This is a genomic window from Dactylosporangium maewongense, from assembly GCF_039531485.1.
GTDB lineage: Bacteria > Actinomycetota > Actinomycetes > Mycobacteriales > Micromonosporaceae > Dactylosporangium > Dactylosporangium maewongense.
In genome coordinates this window covers 99,156-117,528 of the sequence record NZ_BAAAQD010000025.1, presented here as the reverse complement: position 1 = coordinate 117,528, position 18,373 = coordinate 99,156, and the positions used below count along the sequence as shown (strand labels likewise).

The 18,373-nt window shown below is 73.9% G+C and carries 21 protein-coding genes; 8 read left to right on the top strand and 13 right to left on the bottom strand.

Annotated elements, in window-relative coordinates; genetic code table 11:
* Window positions 1–15: 15 nt before the first annotated feature.
* The gene (locus ABD332_RS45410) at window positions 16–1,503 is read right to left on the bottom strand and encodes a pectinesterase family protein (protein ID WP_344510700.1); all 1,488 of its coding nucleotides are present in this window, start codon (window positions 1,501–1,503) and stop codon (window positions 16–18) included.
* A 174-nt stretch (window positions 1,504–1,677) separates the two neighbouring features.
* On the opposite strand from ABD332_RS45410, the gene ABD332_RS45405 reads away from it, so the two are divergent.
* The 5 genes from ABD332_RS45405 (at window position 1,678) to ABD332_RS45385 (ending at window position 6,008) form a co-directional block, all read left to right on the top strand.
* The gene (locus ABD332_RS45405; RefSeq protein WP_344510698.1) at window positions 1,678–2,469 is read left to right on the top strand and encodes an endonuclease/exonuclease/phosphatase family protein; all 792 of its coding nucleotides are present in this window, start codon (window positions 1,678–1,680) and stop codon (window positions 2,467–2,469) included.
* 76 nt (window positions 2,470–2,545) lie between these two features.
* Window positions 2,546–2,857, top strand: a complete 312-nt coding sequence (locus tag ABD332_RS45400; RefSeq protein ID WP_344510696.1) for a DUF3618 domain-containing protein — start codon at window positions 2,546–2,548, stop codon at window positions 2,855–2,857.
* Window positions 2,857–3,129, top strand: a complete 273-nt coding sequence (locus ABD332_RS45395) for a DUF4235 domain-containing protein (protein WP_344510694.1) — start codon at window positions 2,857–2,859, stop codon at window positions 3,127–3,129. Before ABD332_RS45400 ends, ABD332_RS45395 begins: the two co-directional genes overlap by 1 nt.
* Before the next feature lie 102 nt (window positions 3,130–3,231).
* Window positions 3,232–5,526, top strand: a complete 2,295-nt coding sequence (locus ABD332_RS45390; RefSeq protein WP_344510691.1) for an MMPL family transporter — start codon at window positions 3,232–3,234, stop codon at window positions 5,524–5,526.
* A 17-nt stretch (window positions 5,527–5,543) separates the two neighbouring features.
* On the top strand, window positions 5,544–6,008 hold the full coding sequence (locus ABD332_RS45385; protein ID WP_344510689.1) for a hypothetical protein: 465 nt from the start codon (window positions 5,544–5,546) through the stop codon (window positions 6,006–6,008).
* 10 nt (window positions 6,009–6,018) lie between these two features.
* Here the strand turns inward: ABD332_RS45385 and ABD332_RS45380 are convergent, their stop codons facing one another.
* The gene (locus ABD332_RS45380) at window positions 6,019–6,483 is read right to left on the bottom strand and encodes a MarR family winged helix-turn-helix transcriptional regulator (protein WP_344510688.1); all 465 of its coding nucleotides are present in this window, start codon (window positions 6,481–6,483) and stop codon (window positions 6,019–6,021) included.
* A 28-nt stretch (window positions 6,484–6,511) separates the two neighbouring features.
* Between ABD332_RS45380 and pip the strand changes: the two genes are divergently transcribed.
* On the top strand, window positions 6,512–7,468 hold the full coding sequence (pip, locus tag ABD332_RS45375; RefSeq protein ID WP_425552394.1) for a prolyl aminopeptidase: 957 nt from the start codon (window positions 6,512–6,514) through the stop codon (window positions 7,466–7,468).
* Between the two features lie 7 nt (window positions 7,469–7,475).
* Here the strand turns inward: pip and ABD332_RS45370 are convergent, their stop codons facing one another.
* From ABD332_RS45370 to ABD332_RS45320, 11 genes are all read right to left on the bottom strand, one after another.
* On the bottom strand, window positions 7,476–8,150 hold the full coding sequence (locus tag ABD332_RS45370; RefSeq protein ID WP_344510685.1) for an MBL fold metallo-hydrolase: 675 nt from the start codon (window positions 8,148–8,150) through the stop codon (window positions 7,476–7,478).
* Window positions 8,151–8,260: 110 nt separating this feature from the next.
* Complete coding sequence (locus ABD332_RS45365; RefSeq protein WP_344510683.1) at window positions 8,261–9,754, bottom strand: alkaline phosphatase PhoX; 1,494 nt, start codon at window positions 9,752–9,754, stop codon at window positions 8,261–8,263.
* A 113-nt stretch (window positions 9,755–9,867) separates the two neighbouring features.
* Window positions 9,868–10,629, bottom strand: a complete 762-nt coding sequence (locus tag ABD332_RS45360) for a DUF4253 domain-containing protein (RefSeq protein WP_344510681.1) — start codon at window positions 10,627–10,629, stop codon at window positions 9,868–9,870.
* Between the two features lie 188 nt (window positions 10,630–10,817).
* The gene (locus ABD332_RS45355; protein ID WP_344510679.1) at window positions 10,818–12,005 is read right to left on the bottom strand and encodes an MFS transporter; all 1,188 of its coding nucleotides are present in this window, start codon (window positions 12,003–12,005) and stop codon (window positions 10,818–10,820) included.
* The gene (locus ABD332_RS45350) at window positions 12,002–12,685 is read right to left on the bottom strand and encodes a FadR/GntR family transcriptional regulator (protein WP_344510678.1); all 684 of its coding nucleotides are present in this window, start codon (window positions 12,683–12,685) and stop codon (window positions 12,002–12,004) included. The genes ABD332_RS45355 and ABD332_RS45350 overlap by 4 nt, the downstream gene beginning before the upstream one ends.
* 48 nt (window positions 12,686–12,733) lie before the next feature.
* Entirely contained in the window at window positions 12,734–13,696 is a 963-nt protein-coding gene (locus ABD332_RS45345; protein ID WP_344510676.1) for a hypothetical protein, read from the bottom strand.
* Window positions 13,693–14,547 carry an ABC transporter ATP-binding protein gene (locus tag ABD332_RS45340; RefSeq protein ID WP_344510674.1) on the bottom strand — a complete coding sequence of 285 codons (855 nt, stop codon included), beginning with the start codon at window positions 14,545–14,547 and terminating at the stop codon, window positions 13,693–13,695. Before ABD332_RS45340 ends, ABD332_RS45345 begins: the two co-directional genes overlap by 4 nt.
* On the bottom strand, window positions 14,525–14,941 hold the full coding sequence (locus tag ABD332_RS45335; RefSeq protein WP_344510672.1) for a GntR family transcriptional regulator: 417 nt from the start codon (window positions 14,939–14,941) through the stop codon (window positions 14,525–14,527). Before ABD332_RS45335 ends, ABD332_RS45340 begins: the two co-directional genes overlap by 23 nt.
* Window positions 14,942–15,055: 114 nt before the next feature.
* Window positions 15,056–15,766, bottom strand: a complete 711-nt coding sequence (locus tag ABD332_RS45330; protein ID WP_344510669.1) for a hypothetical protein — start codon at window positions 15,764–15,766, stop codon at window positions 15,056–15,058.
* Window positions 15,767–15,782: 16 nt separating this feature from the next.
* On the bottom strand, window positions 15,783–16,271 hold the full coding sequence (locus ABD332_RS45325; RefSeq protein WP_344510667.1) for a sigma factor-like helix-turn-helix DNA-binding protein: 489 nt from the start codon (window positions 16,269–16,271) through the stop codon (window positions 15,783–15,785).
* Window positions 16,272–16,391: 120 nt separating this feature from the next.
* Window positions 16,392–17,312: a M56 family metallopeptidase gene (locus ABD332_RS45320; RefSeq protein ID WP_344510665.1), complete on the bottom strand. Its 921-nt coding sequence runs from the start codon at window positions 17,310–17,312 to the stop codon at window positions 16,392–16,394.
* Between the two features lie 90 nt (window positions 17,313–17,402).
* On the opposite strand from ABD332_RS45320, the gene ABD332_RS45315 reads away from it, so the two are divergent.
* A complete protein-coding gene (locus ABD332_RS45315; RefSeq protein WP_344510663.1) occupies window positions 17,403–17,792 on the top strand; it encodes a BlaI/MecI/CopY family transcriptional regulator in 390 nt (129 codons plus the stop codon).
* A 53-nt stretch (window positions 17,793–17,845) separates the two neighbouring features.
* Window positions 17,846–18,367 (top strand): PadR family transcriptional regulator, encoded by a 522-nt coding sequence (locus tag ABD332_RS45310; protein ID WP_344510661.1) that lies wholly within the window; start codon window positions 17,846–17,848, stop codon window positions 18,365–18,367.
* Window positions 18,368–18,373: the final 6 nt, after the last annotated feature.

The following is an 18,373-nucleotide window of genomic DNA, read 5'->3' as shown; positions in this document are numbered from 1 at the left end:
GCGTCGGTGCGACGGTTACATGGGGTTCCAGCCGTCGGTGCCGGCCAGGTACTTCTGCGGGGTGTAGTTGGCGGCCTGCGAGTCGCTCAGCTGGGGCCGGTTGCCGTTGACCGTGGCACCGGCGCCGGTGTTCCTGTACTCGAAGAACCGCGCCTGCTTCCAGGTGGCGTCGCCCATGTCGTTCCACGGCTGGGCGAGCTTGATGGTGGCGCTGAGGCTCGACTCGCGGTAGAGCACCTGCGCGCCCTGCCGCCACGGCCGGCCCAGCTGAGTGACGTTGTTCGAGGCGCCGGTGATGGTCGACCTGTAGAACAGGAACCCGTAGGTCTTGGCGGGGTCGGTGCTGGCGGCCGTGATCGGGCCGCCGGTGCTGCGCTTCTCGAAGATCGAGCAGGCGTTGAAGACGGCCGTGCCGCCGCTGTAGATGAAGTCGACGGTGCCCTCGATGTAGGAGCCCACCACGTACAGCCGGGCGTGGTCGTTGATCTGGAACGTGTCCTGGTCGCCGAGCAGCCGGACGTTCCTCAGGATCGACCGGTCGGCGTCCAGCTGCAGGGCGACCGCCTGCTGGCCGCTCGTCTGCGTGCTCTCGTCGAAGTCGTTGCTGACGGTCAGGTTCGTCAGCACGCTGTCGTGGCCGTTGACGAACATGGTGGCGCTGCCGCCGGGGAAGCCGCCGCCGGCCCAGTGGTTGTTCACGATGACCGTGCCGGCCGGGGCGGAGCCGAGGCCCTGCAGCGTGATGTACGGCTTGTTCGCCGGGATGGTGACGATCTCGCGGTAGGTCCCCGGCTTGATGGTGATGGTGACCCGGCCGCTGTTGTTCGCCGGCACCGCGTCGATGGCCGCCTGCACCGTCCGGAACGTGCCGGTGCCGTCCGCCGCGACCGTGGGCTTGCCGCTGGTCGGGGGCGGGCTGGCGGTCGCGGTCGCGCCGCCGACGTGGTTGAACGACCACTGCATGCGCGCGATGTCGGCGCACGTCTCCTGCACGATCGGGTTGCCGCCGGCGGTGGAGCCGTCCTTGTCGCTGAGGCAGAGCGCGGAGGAGACGCTCTTCACGACGTATTTGCCCGCGGCCGCCGAGGACGCCGTGAAGGTCCACTGCTGGTTGGTGGAGACGCCGCAGGTGTACTGCCACAGCTGGGTGCCCGAGGTCGTGGACGCGTACGGCACGTCGACGCACTTGCCGCTGTTGGCGTTGACCAGGTTGAACGCGCCGCCCTGGACGATCACGGTGAACCGCTGGTCGGCCGCGGCGCTGTTGCACGCGATCTGGACCAGCAGGGCGCTGTTGCCGGTCGCGGCGCCGGCGACGTCGACGCACTTGCCGCTCGCGCCGCTGGCCAGGGTGTAGACGCCGCCGGCCGCCGGGCTGGCGGCCGCCTCCGACGGCCACACCGACACCGCGAGCACGGCGATCGGCACGGCCAGCGCCGCCGCCGCGACTCCGGCGACCCGGACGGTGAGCCGGCGCCACCGCGCCGATGGTTGTGGATGCACGGGAACCTCCTGAGCGGGGTGTGATCTCGTCGATGCGATAGATGCCTCGCCCGGCGCCCGGATTACGGAAAGTTCGCGGCGGCGGCGCGGGTCCCCGGCCGGCGGCGGAAACTTTCACGCCCCCGGCGAGATACCCCGTGGCGCCCCGCGCGGTGCGGGTGGTGAAATCGGCCGATGATCGACGTGCGGCTGCTGACGTTCAACACGCTCATGCGCGACGACGTCCCGGCCCGGCTGCGGGCGCTCGGCCCGGTGCTGGAGCGGGCCGCGTACGACGTGGTGTGCCTGCAGGAGGTGCTGCACGGCGGCAGCGTGCGCCTGCTGCGGCGGGGCGCCGGCTACCGGCACGTGGCGGTCACGCGGGCGGCGCTGCCGTCGGGCGGGCTGATGCTCATGTCGCGGTGGCCGATCCTGCGGTACCGGTTCGCGCGGTTCCGGATGGCCGGGCCGTTGCGCACCGAGCAGCTCATGCGCAAGGGGGCGCAGCTCGCGGTCGTCGAGACGCCGGCCGGACCCCTCGCGGTCGTCAACACCCACCTGTCCGCGAACCGCGACGACGACTGGTCGGACGGCAACCGGTTCACCCGCGTCATCCGCCAGGAGCTCGACCACCTGGCGCGGCTGGTCCGCGGGTTCGAGCCGGAGCTGCCGGCGGTGGTCGTCGGCGACTTCAACGTGCCCCGCGACTCGGCGGCGTTCACCGGGTTCGCCGCGGCGGCCGGCCTGCGCGACGTCCTCGCCGGCGACCCGACGACGACGTTCCGGCCGACGCCGCGCTGGCCGGCGCCGCCCGCCCTGGACCAGGTCCTCGTCCGCGACGGCGCGGGCCGGCCGGTCGTGGCGAGCGCCCGGACCGTGCTGCGGGACGCCGTCCGCGTCCCCGACGGGCGCGAGCTGTTCCTGTCCGACCACTACGGTCTCGAGGCCGATCTGTCCCTCGCCGGGCCTTCCACAGGGATGGAGTGACCCTCGAACGCTCCCTGCGGGTGTTTGATTGCCGGACGGCAAGGGAACCACGCGTGCACATGAACGGAGGTGCCGCATGGCCATGCCACGATCCGACGGCGACGACCCGCGGCTGCTGCGGGAGCAGATCGCGCGGACCCGCGCCGAGCTCGGCAGCACGGTCGAGGCCCTCGCCGCGAAGGCCGACGTGAAGGCGCGCGCCAAGGACGCCGCGGCGCAGGCCGCCGAGCGCGCCAAGGGTGCCGCCGCCGACGCCGCCAGGAACCTCGCCGGGACCGTCTCGGACAAGGCGGTCGCCGTGCGGCGGCCGCTGCCCCTCGCCGCGATCGGCGCCGCCGTGCTCGTCGCGGTGCTCGTCGCCGTCGCCGTCCGCCGCCGGGGGCGATGATGAGCGGCTGGGGCGCGAAGCTCGCGTACAAGCCGGTCGGGCTCGCCCTGGGCGTCGGCTCCGGCCTGGTCGCCGGGCTGGTCTTCAAGCAGGTCTGGAAGGTGCTCGGCAACGACGACGACGCGCCGAACGCCACCGACGAGGACCGCGGCTGGGGCGAGATCCTCGTCGCCGCCGCGCTGCAGGGCGCGATCTTCGCCGTGGTGAAGGCGACCGTGGACCGGGCGGGCGCGGTCGCCGTCCACCGTGCCACCGGCCGCTGGCCCGGCTGATCCCGCCACGACGTCGCCCGATCAGGGCGCACCGTTTTCCTCTCCGGGCGCCGGGGTACTGCCCGATCCACACAACGAACTCCTGGAAGAGGGGGCCGGACCGTGACCGACGTCGTGGAGCCTCGCAGCCGGTGGCGGCCCAACGTGCTGATGCGTGGATACGCGGCGCTCGTGGTCGCGCTGCGCTGGCTGATCGTCGGCGGGTGGGCCGTCGCGGTCGTACTGTCCGTGCAGTACCTGCCGGCCACCAACCAGGGCGGCAGCGACCTGGAGCAGCTGGTGTCCGCCGGCAACCCGGCCGTCGCCAGCGAGGTCCGCTCGTTCGAGAAGTTCGGCTTCCCGCTGCTGAGCCGCGTCGCCGTGGTGCAGCGCAAGGCCGACGGGCTGCCGCAGGCCACCCAGACCGAGGCGGTCGCCCGCGCGCGGGCGGTCAGCGACGGCACGTACTCCGACGTCGCGCCGATCCGCGCGGCGGTCCCGGTCATGAACACCCTCGGCCTCTTCCCGGGCTCCGCCGAGGACGGCACCACGATCGTGACGCTGCTCTTCACGGACCCGGACGTCGCCTTCGCCGACCAGGTCGCCGCCGCGGAGAAGTTCGTGGCCGCGCACTACAGCGCGGACGACGCCGTCGTCGGGATCACCGGCTCGGTGCCGGCGCGGGTCGAGCAGACCCGCATCCTGCAGTCGAAGGTGCCGACCCTGGAGCTGATCACCGTCGGCGCGGTGTTCCTCATCGTGGCGTTCGCGTTCCGGTCGCTGATCGCCGCGCTGCTCGCGCTCGGCGCCGCCGGGGTCGCGACGCTGCTGACCCTGCATGTCGGTGGCGCGCTCGCGGAGCGGCTCGGGGTGCCGGTGCCGCAGGAGACCCAGCCGCTGCTGGTCGCGCTGCTGCTCGGCGTCGTCACCGACTACGTCGTGTTCTACCTGTCGGCGGCGCGCCGGCAGCTGGCCGCCGGGGAGTCGCGGCTGGACGCCGCGCGGCACGCGACCGCGCGCTACACCCCGATCATCGCGGTCGCCGGGGCGACCGCCGCCGCCGGCACCGGCGCGCTCATCGTCGCCGACGCACCGACCTTCCGGGCGTTCGGCCCCGGGATGGCGCTCGCCATCCTCATCGGCGTGCTGGTGTCGGTGACCCTGGTCCCGGCGCTGTTGGCGATCTTCGGCCGGTTCGTCTTCTGGTCGCCGCTGCGCTGCCCGCTCGGCACCCGCGGCGCCGAGCCGGCCCCGGTCGGCGGGCGCTGGTGGGCCAGGCTGCTGACCCGTCGCTGGTTCGCGCTGCCGGTGCTGCTGCTGTGCGTCGGCGGGCTGGTCGCGGCCGCGCTGCCGCTGCAGCACATCCGGCTCGGGGTGTCGTTCGTCGAGGCGCTGCCGCCGGGGCATCCGACCCGGGTCGCGGCCGACGCCGCGGAGACCGGCTTCGCCGACGGCATCCTGTCGCCGACCGAGGTGCTCGTCGAGGGCGCCGGCGTCGCGGGCCGCCAGGCGGAGCTCGCGAAGCTGCAGCAGGCGCTGTCCCGCGAGCCGGGCGTCGCCGCCGTCCTCGGCCCCGGCACCCAGGGCCTGCCGGAAGGGCTCAGCGTCTTCCAGGCCGGCGACGGCTCCGCCGCGCGCTTCCTGCTCGTCCTCGCCGACGAGCCGCTCGGCGCCCGGGCCGTCGACACCGCCGGCCGGCTCGACCGCGACCTGCCGGGCCTGCTGCGCGACGCGGGCCTCGACGGCGCGACGGCGAGCCTCGGCGGCGACACCGCCGTCGCCCACGTCATCGTCGACCAGACCGTGCACGACCTGGGCCGCATCGCGATCGCGGCGCTGCTGGCCAACCTGCTCTTCCTGGTGCTGTTCCTGCGGGCCCTGATCGCCCCGGTCGGCCTGCTGGTCTGCAGCGTCCTCGCCATCGGCGCCACCCTCGGCCTGACCACGTACGTCTTCCAGGACCGCCTCGGCGGCGACGGCCTCACGTTCTACGTCCCGTTCGCGGCGGCGGTGCTGCTCGTCGCGCTCGGCTCCGACTACAACATCTTCGGCATCGGCCCCGCCTGGCGCGAGGCCCGGACCAGGCCGCTGCGCGAAGCGCTCGCGATCACCCTGCCGCACTCGGCGAAGGCCATCCGCACCGCCGCCTTCACGCTCGCGGTGAGCTTCGGCCTGCTGCTGATCGTGCCGCTGCGCCCCTTCCGGGAGCTCGCCTTCGCCCTCGCGGTCGGCGTGTTCATCGACGCGTTCATCGTCCGGTCGCTGCTCGCGCCGGCGCTGCTGAGCGTCCTGGGGTCGACGGTGGCCCCGACCGTCGACCCGCCGCCCTCCGGTGCCGGGGAGCCGCTCGTGGTCGAGCAGCGCGCGCGCTCAAGAGACGCTCAAGACCTGCGCACCGCGGGCTCGTACGACGGCTGAGTGGCTACGCTCGATACATGCTGATCGCGAAGCGGACCAGCGTCTGGCGGGCGCGCTATACAGTCACGCAACAGGGCCACGCCGTCGCCGCGTGGGAGGGCGGGGTCTGGCGCAGCGGCGGCCAGCTGACCGTCGCCGGCCAGTCGTTCCTCGTCCGCGGCAACGCGTGGGGCAGCCGCTTCGTGATGCAGGACAAGGCCGGCGAGTCCGTCGCAGCCGCCGACCGGGTCGGCCGCAAGCAGTGGACGGTCACCGCGGGCGGCGTCACGTACCAGTTCCAGCGCGCCTCGGTGTGGAGCCAGGCCCAGGACCTGTACGCGGGTGGCCGCAAGGTCGGCTCGGTCCGCAAGACCAGCTTCTGGGGCAGTGACGTCGAGGTCGACCTGCCGGGCCTCCCACTGCCGGTGCAGGTCTTCGTCCTCGGTGTCGTCGTCACCATGTGGGAGGCCCAGTCCGCGGCCGCCGCGTCCGCCTCGGCCTGAGCCGCGGCGGTCACGGCTTCCCGTCCACCACCACCTCGCCGATCCGGTCGCGCATCGGGCGCTGCTCGAGCAGGGCGATGGCCTCCTCGACGAGGCGGCTCAGCGGGAACGGCAGCTGCGCGTCGAACGCCTCGGCCGCCGCGTCCGTCGCCGTCATCTCCGCCTCGATCGCCGGCATGAGACGGGCCGCCCGGTCGGTGAGGTGGACGATGCGCTGCCTGGCGTCGGCGCCGGGCTCCAGGCGCACCAGGTCCTGCCGGGCCATCTCCGCGACGGTCTGGCTCGCCGCCGAGTGGGTGACACCGATCGCGGCGGCCAGGTCGCGGATCGTGCCCGGCCCCTGCCGGGCCAGGGTGCGCACGACCGGGGCGAACCTGGGCCGGATGTCGGGCAGGCCGAGGTCCGCGTAGACGCCCGCGACGTCGCCGTCGAGCAGTTCGAGCAGGTGCCGCAGCCGGCTGCCGAGGAATGTCACAGCACTAATATAACAGCGCTGTTGTATTCTGCTCGGCATGTACCCACCCATCGAGCCGCACGACGAGGGCATGCTCGACGTCGGCGACGGCAACCTCGTGCACTGGTCCGTCAGCGGCGACCCGGCCGGGCTGCCCGCCGCCGTCGTCCACGGCGGGCCGGGCTCCGGCAGCAGCCCGCGGACCCGGCGCTACTTCGACCCGGAGCGCTTCCGGATCGTGCAGTTCGACCAGCGCAACTGCGGCCGCAGTACGCCGCACGCGTCCAGATCGGACGCCGACCTGCGGCACAACACGACCGGCCACCTCGTCGCCGACATGGAGCGGCTGCGCGAGCACCTCGGGATCGACCGGTGGCTGCTGTTCGGCGGGTCGTGGGGATCGACGCTGATCCTCGCGTACGCCGAACGCCACCCGGACCGGGTCGCCGGCATCGTCATCGACGGCGTGACCTCCACCCGCCGCCGCGAGCGCGACTGGCTCTACGAGGGCGTCGGCCGCTTCTTCCCCGCGCAGTGGGCGGCGTTCCGCGACCACGTGGCGCCGGCCCCCGCCACCGCGGAGGACCTGGTCGCGGCGTACGCGCGGCTGATGGAGTCGCCCGACCCGGCCGTGCGGGCCGCCGCGGCGCAGGCGTGGTGCGCCTGGGAGGACACCGCCGTGTCGCTCGAACCGAACGGCGTGCCAGACGCGTACAGCGGCCGTCCCGACGACGCGAAGCTCGCCATGGTGCGCATCTGCACCCACTATTTCGCCAACGCCGCCTGGCTGGAGGAGGGCGTCCTGATCCGCGACGCCGGCCGGCTCGCCGGGATCCGCGGCGTGCTGCTGCACGGCCGGTTCGACATCAGCAGCCCCCTGGAGACGGCCTGGCTGCTCGCCGAGCGCTGGCCGGACGCCACGCTGACGGTCGTCGAGGACTCCGGCCACACCGGCAGCGACACGATGCGGACCCTGATCCGCGAGGCCCTCGACTCGTTCGTCTGACCGGCGTTCAGCGCAGCCGGGCGGCGAAGTCCCGGAACCGGGACACCGCGTCGCCCCGGACCGCGGCGCCGTGGCCGAAGACCGCGACCTGGAAGTCGAGCTCGGCGAGGCGGGCGGCGCTGCGCACCGCAAGGGCCTGGTCGGCGTTGGTCAGCCGCGGCGCCGCCCGGACCCGGCCGAACATCGCGCTCGCCGCATCGCCGGCGAACAGGACCCCGCCGGCGCGGTCGAGCAGGAACGACACGTGTCCCGGCGTGTGCCCGGGCGTGTGCACGGCGGTGATGCCGGGGACCCCGGTCGGGCCGTCCCCGTCGAGGACCAGGTCGACCGGCGCGGGGTCGGCCTTCAGTATCCGCGCCGACAGTCGCGTCATCCAGTGGTGCACGGGCGGCGCCTGCTCGCCGGTGATGACCGGCACGTCCTGCCGGTGCGCGACGACCCGCGCCCCGGTCCGCTGCCGCAGGTCGGCGAGCGAGCCGGTGTGGTCGGGGTGCTGGTGCGTGGTCAGGATGGTGTGCAGGTCGGCGAGGTCGTGCCCGGTCGCCCGGACCGCGAGCGCCAGCCGGCCGGCCCGGCGCGGCAGCCCGGTGTCGATGAGCACCAGGCCGTCGCCGGCCTCGACGAGGTGCGCGTGCACGTAACCGAACCGCAGCTCCCACACGCCGTCCACGATCCGCCGCACGCTGGCCCCTTCCGTCGGCCCCCAGCTTGCGCGACCGCCGGCACCGCCCGCCACGCGACGGTGGAAATTCACTCCGGGCCCCGGATTCCGCCGGGGCCCCGGAGCGCTGGTCAGCCGAGGTAACGGCCCCACGGGCCGGTGATGGCCAGGGTGATGCCGGGGACCTGGATGTTGACGAACAGGACCTTGCCGTCGGGGGAGAACGTCGGGCCGGTGAACTCGGAGTAGGTCGGGGCGCCGTTGGAGGTGCCGTTGCTGAGCATGTTGCGGGCGATGGCGTAGGTCGGGCCGCCGGGGACGGAGCTCAGCACGTGCGAGGCGCGGACGCCGTCCTCGGCGAGGACGAGGGTGCCCCACGGGGTGACCGTGACGTTGTCGGGCCCGTCGAAGGTCATGTCGGCGTACTTCGGCGCCGGGCCCTCGCCCTCGGCGGCGGAGTTGTGCGGGAAGTACGTGACGAGCGTGATGGTCTGGTCGGAGTAGTCGTAGAACCACACCATGCCGTCGTGCTTCGTCGCGTCGGCGGGCAGGTCGTTGGCGCCGAAGGCGAAGCTGTTGACGATGTAGCAGCCCTTGCGGGTGCTCCACACGCCCTCGAACTTCTTGCCCCGGGTGACGGTGCCGTCGGCGAACTGGGTGCGGACCGGCTTGGTGGTCGCGTCGCGGTCCGGCACCTCGAGCCAGGTCACCTTGAACGGGCGGCCGATCTGGGCGGAGGTGAGGTACGCGACGTCGGGCAGGATGCTGCCGTCGTCGAGGCGGATCTGCATCGCCTCGAGCTTGCCGGCGTCGTCGGCCAGCGAGTTGGCGATGCCCGCGCCGAGGCGCTTGCCGTCGGTCGAGCGCCAGCGGTAGAACAGGCCGTTGGGGCTGCTGGCGTCCTCGGACAGGTAGACGTGCTTGAGGTCCGGGTCGACGGCGAGGGCCTCGTGGTCGTACCGGCCGAACGCCTTGATCGCCTTGGGCAGCTGCTTCTTGGACTCGGCCGGGAAGACCTCGAAGACGTAGCCGTGGGCCTTCTCGTAGGTGCCGGTCTGGCCGCCGGCGGTCCAGGTGGCGCCGGCGTTGGCGGTGGTCTCCTCGCAGGTCAGCCAGGTGCCCCACGGGGTCACGCCGCCCGCGCAGTTGCGCAGCGTGCCGGAGATGCCGACCCACTCGCCGGTGCGCCGGCCCTGCCCGTCGGTGGTGATGACCGTGCAGCCGCCCGCGTTCGGGGCGCCCGGGTCGTACACGGTGCCCTCGATGTGCGGCACGCCGTACACGATCGTGTGCGGGTTGAGCTCGTGGTTCTGGATGATCGTGAGCTTGTTGTGGCCGTCGGCGACGACACCCGTGCCGTCGTGGTAACCGGGCGTCTTGCCCTGGTTGCCGGACATCTCCGTGCTGCCCTCGCGGGTGACGATCGTGTAGGAGAAGCCCTCGGGCAGCGCGAGGATGCCGTTCGGGTCGTCCTTCAGCGGCGGGAACGGGCGCCCGCCGGAGGACGGCCGGTGCTCCTCGTGCGCGAGGGCGGGCTCGGCGAGGGTCGGCAGGGCACCGGCGACGGTCAGGCCGACGCCCGCCGCGGCCGTACCACTGAGAACTTGACGGCGAGAAACAGTCACGCTGGCACGCTCCAAAGAAGTCTGCTTGATTCCTTCGCAGCCTCGGAGACGCCGGTGAACCGTGGGGAAATACAAGGCGAACGATGCGCGTCGCCGACCCGCACAGCGTGCGGTCAGTCCCACCAGAAGTGCCAGGCGGGCGCGCCGACGAGGCCCGCCGCGTATCCCTGCAGATCGTCGTCGGCCCATGCGGTGTCGGGGCAGAACGCGACGTGCTCCGCGGCGACCGTCAATGCCTCGTCCACCGTGGACGGTGGCGCGGCGACGCTCAGGAACAGCTCGGCGAAGCCGACCCCGACGACCCGGACCCCGAAGCGCTCCTCCCAGCTGCGCAGGACCGCGCTGATGTGGGCGGTGTCGTCGGTGTGGTTGGCGGGGCCGTCCCAGCCGACGACGGTGAGCGCGTCGGCGCCGCGGCCGGCGGCGACCAGGCCGAGCCGCCACGGCCGGCGAGACGCGACGAGCGCGGCCGCCTCCCGGTCGGCGGTCGCGTCGGCGTCGGCTGGGTCGACGCCCGCCGCGGGTGCCAGCCCCGGCCACGGGCCGCGTTCGTCGCCGGTCTCCGCCCACCACTTCGGCAGCAGCGCCGCCGGGTCGTGGTCCGCGGGGTCGGACATGTCGTCGGGGACGAGCTCGCCCTCGATCCACGGCCGGCACGGGTCGCCGTCGAGGTGCGTCAGCAGCAGGGGCCACAGGCCGGTGGCGGGGTGCGCGGCGCGCAGCTCCTCCCACAGCCCCGGCGGCGGGGACGTCTTGCTCAGCCAGAGCACCGCCGGCTCGTCGTCGTCGAGGTCGGGCCGGATGGTCTTGCCCGGGGGCAGCGGCACGGTGAGGGCCTTGACCCGGGCGGGCAGCGTCAGACGCTTCACGGACACCCGCACGACCGTATCCGATCGGCGCCGGGTGGGACAGCCGCCGGGCGCCGTGTCCATCGACGAACTCGGCCACTCCGGCGGGCCTTCAACGAGGTGCAGCGGTCCCCGGCCGTCCGTGGCGGGCCGCCCGCCGGGTCGGCCGATCCTGTCGCGGGCGGCCCGTCTCGGTCGGCGGGCCGCCCACGGGGTCAGCCGATCACCCTGTCCCGGCCGGCGAGGACGGCGAAGCCGCCCATCACTGCGATCAGTGCGCACATCGTCGCCAAGGGCAACGTCCACGAGCCGCTCGCGTCGCGCAGCGCGCCGATGAGGACGGGGCCGCACGCGGCCAGGAGGTAGCCGACCGACTGCGCCATCCCCGACAGTGCCGCGGCCTGGCGGTGGTCGACGGCACGCAGGCTGAACAGCGACAGGCACAGCACGAGCGACAGGCCCGCACCGAGGCCGGCGCTCACCAGCCACACGACGGACAGGCCGGGCGCGAGCAGCAGCCCGCCCACCCCGAGCAGGATCATCCCGGCGCACAGCAGCGCGACGAGCCGCTGATCGGGCAGGCGGCGCATGAGGTGCGGGGCGGCGAGGTTCGCCACGACCGCGGCGATCAGGTACACGAACAGGTGCCAGCCGGCCGTCGTCGCGCTGACCCCGTGGTCCTGCTCGATGCTCGGCAGCCAGGCGACCATCACGTAGAAGACCAGCGACTGCAGGCCCATGAACAGCGTCACCTGCCAGCCGATCGGGCTGCGCCACGGCGAGCGGTGCGCGGCCGCCGCGCCGGTGCCGCCGTCGGGGCCCGCCGGACGGGTGCGCAGCCGGGGCAGCCAGACCGCGGCGGCGATGACCGTGAGCCCGACCCAGCAGCCGAGCGCGATCCGCCAGCCGGCGTCTGCCTGGCCGGCGATGGGCACGGCGACGCCGGACGCGATGGCCGCGACGATGCTCTGCGTCGCGGAGTAGCCGCCGGACAGCTGCGCGACCCGGTCCGGGAAGTCGCGCTTGACCAGGCTGGGCAGCAGCACGTTGAAGAACGCGATCGCCGCGCCGATGGCGACCGTGCCGGCCCAGATCCCGCCGGCGACCGGCACCGACCGCAGCACGATGCCGGCGGCGAGCACCGCGAGGCCCAGGCCGAGGGTGCGCTCCAGCCCGAGCCGCCGCGCCACCAGCGGCGCGACCGGCGAGAAGCCCGCGAACGCGAGCAGCGGCAGCGCGGTCAGCACACCGGCGGCGGTCGCGGTCAGGCCGAGGTCGGCTCGCACGTCGTCGAGCACCGGCCCGACCGACGTCAGCGCCGCCCGCAGGTTGGTGGCGATCAGCAGGATGCCGACCACGAGCAGCCCGGTGCGGGCCCGCACGGGCGCGAGGGTGGCGGTCACGACGCGCTCCCGCGCAGGATGTCGCGGCCCTCGGCGACCAGCGCGACGCTGCACGCCTCGGCGGCGTCGGGGTCACCGGCCTCGATCGCGTCGACCAGGTGGTGGTGCAGGTCGTGCACGGCGCTGTCGTGGTCCAGCCCGGCGCTGTCACTGATCGTCTGCGTGATGACGGGGCTCAGGTGCTGGTAGAGCTCAGCGAGCAGCGGGTTGCCGCCGGCGATGACGACCGCGCGGTGGAACGCGAAGTCGGCCTCGACGAATCCCGCCAGGTCGCCGGTCCGGGCGGCGTCCCGCCGGTCGAGCAGCTCGCGCAGGTGGGCGACGTCCTCGGCGGTGGCGTGCAGCGCGGCCCGGCGCGACCCGCGGTGCTCCAGCAGCGCCCGCACCTCGAAGGCGTCGTCGGGGTCGGCCTCCGCGACCCGCCGGCCGAGGGACACCTGCAGCTCGCTGTCGGCGCGCACGTAGGTGCCGTCGCCGGGACGCGCTTCGAGGAGTCCGAGGTGTACGAGCGCGCTCAACGCCTCCCGGACGGTGTTGCGACTGACGCCGAGCTGCTCGGTGAGCCGGTGCTCGGGCGGGATCCGGGAGCCGACCGGCCAGTCACCGGCCGCGATCAGCTGCTTGAACTGACCGGCGACCTGCGTGGCGAGGGGCACGGCCCGTTGCGGGCTCGACAGCACTCCGACCTCCAAATGTAGGACATTTGGATGGTAGGACAGATCGAACGTTTACGCGAGCCTGCGGACCACCCACCAGACGGCCAGGCCGAGCGCCGCGGCGGCCAGCCCGGCGAAGATGCCCGACTCGATGAGCTGGAACGTCCAGAAGCGTTCGATCGGCTGGTACGTGTCGGCCCACTCGTACCCGAGACCGCCGAGGCACACGTCGGTCGCGGCACGGTCGGCCTGCGCCGCGCACGCCGCGGGCACCTCCGACAGCGGGCTCAGGACGCCGGCGGCGTTCACGGTGTCGTGCCCCAGCACCCAGTCGCCCTTGCCGGCCCGCGGGTCGGCGGCGCCGAACGCGTACCGGGACCGCAGCGGCGCCATGAAGTGCTCCCGCCACACCCGCACGAGCAGGGTCGTCACCAGGTACGTGACCAGGGTGACCGCCATCGCGGGGACGGTCCGGCGCAGGAGCGCCCCGGCCGCGGCGCCGACGGCGAACGCGAAGACGGCATACGCGATGGGGACGATGCCCCGGAAGTCGAACACGTTGGGGTCGAGCCGGCCGTACATGACGGTGCCCTGCACCCGGATCCGCTCGATCGGCTCGAACCACCACGTCATCAGCTCGGTGAAGGCCGCGGCGACGGCGGCGGCGCCGGCCAGGTGCAGCCCGAGCCGCGCGGCGAGCCACCGGCCGCGCCCGTGCGACTGCGTCCACACCAGGCGGTGCGTGCCCTGCTCCAGCTCCCGGGCGATGAGTGGCCCGCCCCAGAAGACCCCGATGAGCATCGGCACGACGTTGAGCAGTTTGACCGCGGTGGTCACCGCGTCGAACCGCAGGTCGAACGCCTGCACGAGGTCGCCGCAGTCCCCGCCGCCGGCGAGGCACGCGCCGAGCCCGGAGTCGTGCATGAACCCGGTCATCGCCCGCCGCGTCAGCACCGCGAACACGGCGACGGCGGCGAGCAGCAGCGCGGAGGACAGGATGTTGGGCCGGGCCAGCCGCCACGCGAGTCTCGTCATGCCGCCACCGCCGTCATGTAGGCCAGCGCCAGCTCCTCGAGGGAGACCGGTCGCACCGTCCAGACCCGCTCGTCGATCGGCCCGTGGGCGCGCACGATGAGGCTGGCCTGGCGGTCGGTGTAGTCGGCCTGCACGGCGGTGTGCGCCGCGGTCAGCGCCGGTGCCGCGGCCCGCGGGCCGGTGACCATCCGGTGCTGCGCCAGCAGCGTCTCGGTGTCGTCGGCGAGCTGGACGTGCGAGGTGCTCAGCAGCACCAGGAACTCGCAGGTCCGCTCGACGTCGGCGAGCAGGTGCGAGGACAGCACGACGGTCACGCCGGACTCGGCGACCTCCGCCATCAGTGTCCGCAGGAAGTCGCGCCGGGCGATCGGGTCGAGGTCGGCGACCGGCTCGTCGAGCAGCAGCAGCCGGGGCCGCTTGCCCAGCGCGACCGCGAGGGCGAGCTGCGAGCGCTGCCCGCCGGAGAGCCGGCCGACCTTCTGCCCGGGCGGGATGCCGATGCGCTCGATCCGCTCTGTCGCCGCCCGCGGGTCCCAGCCCGGGTTGAGCCAGGCGCCCATGCGCAGCGTCTCGGCGACGGTCAGATTGCGGTACAGCGGCTTGTCCTGCGCGACGAACCCGACCTCGGCGACCGTGCCCGGCGAGCGCGGCGGGCGGCCCAGGATCCGCACCGACCCCTCGGTCGGGCGGAGCAGGCCGACGGCCAGGCTCAGCAGCGTGGTCTTGCCGGCGCCGTTGGGGCCGACGAGGCCGATCACCTGACCGGCGGGCAGCGACAGCGTACAGTCGCGCAGCGCCCACTTCCGCCCGTAGCAGCGGCCGAGCCCCTCAGCTTCCAGTGCGGGTGTCATGCAGTCCCTCCGTGTCGTGCCGCATCACCGCGCGGTACATGGCTTCGATGTCGTCGTCGACCAGCCCGGCCTGCCTGGCCGCGCGCACCCAGTCGGCGAGGCGCTGCTGCAGCTCGGCCTGCTCCGCCTGCTCGGCCCGGTCCTTCGGGCCGAGCGTCGTGCGGACGAACGTGCCGAGCCCCTGCCGGACCACCAGCAGGCCTTCGCGCTCCAGCTCGCGGTAGGCCTTCAGGACCGTGTTGGGGTTGATCGCGAGCTTCGCCACGACCTCTTTCGCGGTCGGCAGCTTGTCCCCGGGCTCCAGCAGCCCCAGCCGCAGCGCGTGCCGCACCTGCTGCGCCAGCTGCAAGTAGGTGGCGACGCCGGACCGGTCGTCGAGCTGGAAGTCGATCACCAGAGCCTCAATCCACTAAGTGCTTAGTACAATGATGGTCGTGGCGGAGCGAAGGTGTCAAGGACGCACGACTGCCCCGGCGCCAACCGGCGCCGGGGCAGTCGCTGAGTGGGGTTACTTGGCCGGCTTGACCGGCTTGGCCGACGGGATCTCCTCGCTGCCGGCCCGGGGGCCCTCCCGCGGCGGGGCCACGGTGGTGCAGGTCAGCGGCGTGTCGATGGGCACCAGGCGCTCGACCGAGCCGGGGGAGCCGCCCGTGACCTCCAGCTGGGCGGGGGATAGGTACCCGATGAACAGCTGCTTGCCGGGCGGCAGGGCCGAGGCGTCGAAGACGAACGTCGCGTCGGCGCCCGGCAGGGGCCGCACGACGTCCGTGACGCCGGGGCCGGTGCCGTGCACCAGCGTCAGGTCGTCGCCCGGGCCGGCGCAGAACTCGCCGACCTTGACGACCACCGGGAAGCCGGCCTGCCGCAGGGCCGCCTCCAGGCCGGCGGGGTCCGCGAACCACTGTTGCTTGGTCCAGGTCACCTGGACCGTGCCGTCGGCCCGGGAGTCGACGGTGTAGGCGACCGTCCGGACGTGCACCTCGCCGGCCGCGTTCACACCGGGTGCCGTGGCCGGGGGTCCCGCCGGGGGGTTGGCGAGGCTCGCCACGCCGAGCGCGACGCCGGCCACCGCCACGGTGCCGGCGGCGACGGTCGCCAGCCGGCGGCGGTTGCGGCGGGCCCGGCCGGTGCTCACGATGTCCTCGACGGGCGTGCCCATCGTGACCGCGTCGAGCGAGCCCCGCAGGGTGTCGAGGACGTCGGTGTCGTGGTCGTTCATGACTGCTCCTGACTGTTCATGACTGCTCCTGGCTGTGGTTGACGACGAGATGGCCGCGCAGCGTCGCGATCGCCCGGGACAGGTGCGCGGTGACGGTGCCCGGGGCCATGCCCAGGGCCTTGGCGGTGGCGGCGGTGTCGAGGTCGAGGAAGACCCGGAACGCGATGACCTCCCGCTGCCGGGGCGGCAGGGCACGCAGCAGCCGCAGCAGCGCCGGGTCGAGGCCGCCGCCGGGCTCGCCGGTGCCGTCGGCGGTGTCCACGGGCCCGTCGCCGAGGTCGACCTCGCGGCGGTGCCGGCGCCACCACGACACCCGCAGGTTGAGCGCGGTGCGCACCACCCAGGCCCGCGGCGCCGGATGCCGCCGCACCTTGTGCCACGACATCCACGCCCGGGTGAACGCCTCGGCCACCAGGTCCTCGGCGACCTGGCGGTCCGCGACGCCGGCGAGCACGGCCCGCAGGCACCGGTCGCGCTCCGACCGGTAGAACTCGGTGAACTCCATGTGCCCCACGCCTCATGAACGCTTCAGGGCCCGGAATCACTTACCCGGGTTTCGCGAGGCCGTCGGTGACGGCGCCGGCGCGGACCGCTCGGCGTCGCCCGGCGCCGGTCGCGGACCAGTTCAGCGCCTGCTGGCCGCCATGAGCAGCTCGACCAGGTCGATGGCGGCCTCGACCGACCAGACGACGCTGAACGCGGCCAGCGCGGCGGGCAGCAGGCTCAGCAGCCCCGCGGCGGGCCAGGTGCGCGGGGTCAGCAGCAGCGACACCCGGCGCGGCACGATGCCCTGGGGGATCGCGACGTGCAGCACCGACCAGCCCGATCCGGCCGGGGTCGCGCCGGCACCGGAGGTCGCCAGCGCGGCCGCGCCGATGGCGTGCGCGACGGTGCGCCGGCTGCCCACCTCGACGGCGGCGTGCTCGTCGGCGGCCCGCTCGAGGAGGTAGTCGACGTGCTTCGCGACCCACCACAGCGCCGGGTGCGCGGCGGCGGCCGTGCCCGCCAGGCGGGCCAGCAGGTGGTGCCGGCCGGCGAGGTGCGCCTGCTCGTGCGCGAGCAGCGCGTCGAACTGCCGGTCGGTCAGCAGCGACCGCATCCCGGTGGTGACCACGACGTAACCGGGCCGGCCGGGGACCGCGAACGCCTTCGCCTCCGCGTCGGGCAGCACGACGAGCGCCGTGCCGTCGCCGGCGGACCGGCCGAGCGCGAGGACGTCGCGGTGGTGGCGCCAGCGGCGGGTTACGGAGACGACGACGGCGGCCAGCAGCGCGACGCTGAGCCACGGCGCCCACGGCTCCGCGGCGGTGTCGGCCATGACGACCGTCGCCGACCAGCCGAACACGCCGGCGACGGCCGGCACCTGGGCGAGCGCCTTCAGCGCGAACAGCAGCAGGTTGACGGTGCTGGCGGCGGCGACCACGGCCGCGGACCAGGCGACGGCACGGGCCGCGCCGGCGGGCGGGAGCCGGTCGGCGAGCAGGCGCACGACGAGCAGGATCAGCGGCGGCACCACGAGCACCGACCACACGAAATGATCGAACATGTGCCTCCCCCCGCGCGGTGAGTCCGTGCCCCTCGCACTCTAACCAGATCGGTCAGCGACGACCGACCACGGCTCGATAGAGTCGTCGCGATGAGTACACCACCGCCTCCGGGAGACCGCCGGCGCCGGCCCGGACAGCTCGAGGCGCAGGTGATCACGGTCCTCGGCGCCGCCGCCGGGCCGCTCACCCCGGGCGAGGTCCGCGACCTGCTCGATCCCGCCGGCGCGCTGTCGTACAGCGCCGTGGTGACCACCCTGACCCGGCTGCACGAGAAGGGCTCCGTCACCAGGCACCGCGACGGCCGGGCGTTCCGCTATGGGGCGCTCCGCGACGCGGCCGGGCTGGTCGCGGAGCGGATGAGCCGCCTGCTCGCCGAGGAGCCCGACCGGGCGACGGTGCTGCGCCGGTTCGTCGGCACCCTCGACGACCGCGACGAGCAGACCCTCCGCGCGCTGCTGCGGGAGCACCCCGAGGCGTGACCTCTGCTAACTTCTACGTCGTGTAGAAGTTCGGCGGGAGGTGCCTGGCATTGGTGCTCGACGACGTGCTGCTCGCCCTGCTGGGCGGCCGTGACAGCAGCGCGTGGGAGCTCATGCGGCGCCACGACGAGATCTTCGGCAGCGCCCGGCGGATGGACATCGTCCGCGTGATGGCGTCGGTGACGCGGCTGGAGCGGGCCGGCTTCCTGCGGGTCGACACCGCCGTCCCGGCCCGCATGGCCAGCAGCAACCGGCGCACCTGCTCGCTCACCGCCGCCGGGCGGCAGCGCCAGCGGACCTGGCTGTGCGCCCTGCCGCCGGACGTCAGCATCGAGGACGTGTACGTGCGGGGCATGCTCGCCGTTGAGTCCGCCGACGAGGCGACCTTCGACATGTTCATCCGCAGTGGGCTCGCCGTCACCCGCGCCCGCATGCACGCGCTCGCCGACGACGTGGCCGGCGCGGCCGCCGTGACCCGCGCGAAGGCGGCGTTCGAGCGGGAGACCGTCCGCGCCCTCGCACTGTGGCTGCACCAGCTGCCCGACCACCGCCTGCCGCGCTCCGTCGCGGGCTGACCTACC

Coding starts and splice junctions, on each gene's coding strand:
- ABD332_RS45400 (WP_344510696.1), top strand. CDS start 2,546: ATGGCCATGCCACGATCCGACGGCGACGACCCGCGGCTGCTGCGGGAG.
- ABD332_RS45405 (WP_344510698.1), top strand. CDS start 1,678: ATGATCGACGTGCGGCTGCTGACGTTCAACACGCTCATGCGCGACGAC.
- ABD332_RS45385 (WP_344510689.1), top strand. CDS start 5,544: ATGCTGATCGCGAAGCGGACCAGCGTCTGGCGGGCGCGCTATACAGTC.
- ABD332_RS45330 (WP_344510669.1), bottom strand. CDS start 15,766: ATGAACGACCACGACACCGACGTCCTCGACACCCTGCGGGGCTCGCTC.
- ABD332_RS45325 (WP_344510667.1), bottom strand. CDS start 16,271: ATGGAGTTCACCGAGTTCTACCGGTCGGAGCGCGACCGGTGCCTGCGG.
- ABD332_RS45315 (WP_344510663.1), top strand. CDS start 17,403: ATGAGTACACCACCGCCTCCGGGAGACCGCCGGCGCCGGCCCGGACAG.
- ABD332_RS45320 (WP_344510665.1), bottom strand. CDS start 17,312: ATGTTCGATCATTTCGTGTGGTCGGTGCTCGTGGTGCCGCCGCTGATC.
- ABD332_RS45395 (WP_344510694.1), top strand. CDS start 2,857: ATGAGCGGCTGGGGCGCGAAGCTCGCGTACAAGCCGGTCGGGCTCGCC.
- ABD332_RS45345 (WP_344510676.1), bottom strand. CDS start 13,696: ATGACGAGACTCGCGTGGCGGCTGGCCCGGCCCAACATCCTGTCCTCC.
- ABD332_RS45340 (WP_344510674.1), bottom strand. CDS start 14,547: ATGACACCCGCACTGGAAGCTGAGGGGCTCGGCCGCTGCTACGGGCGG.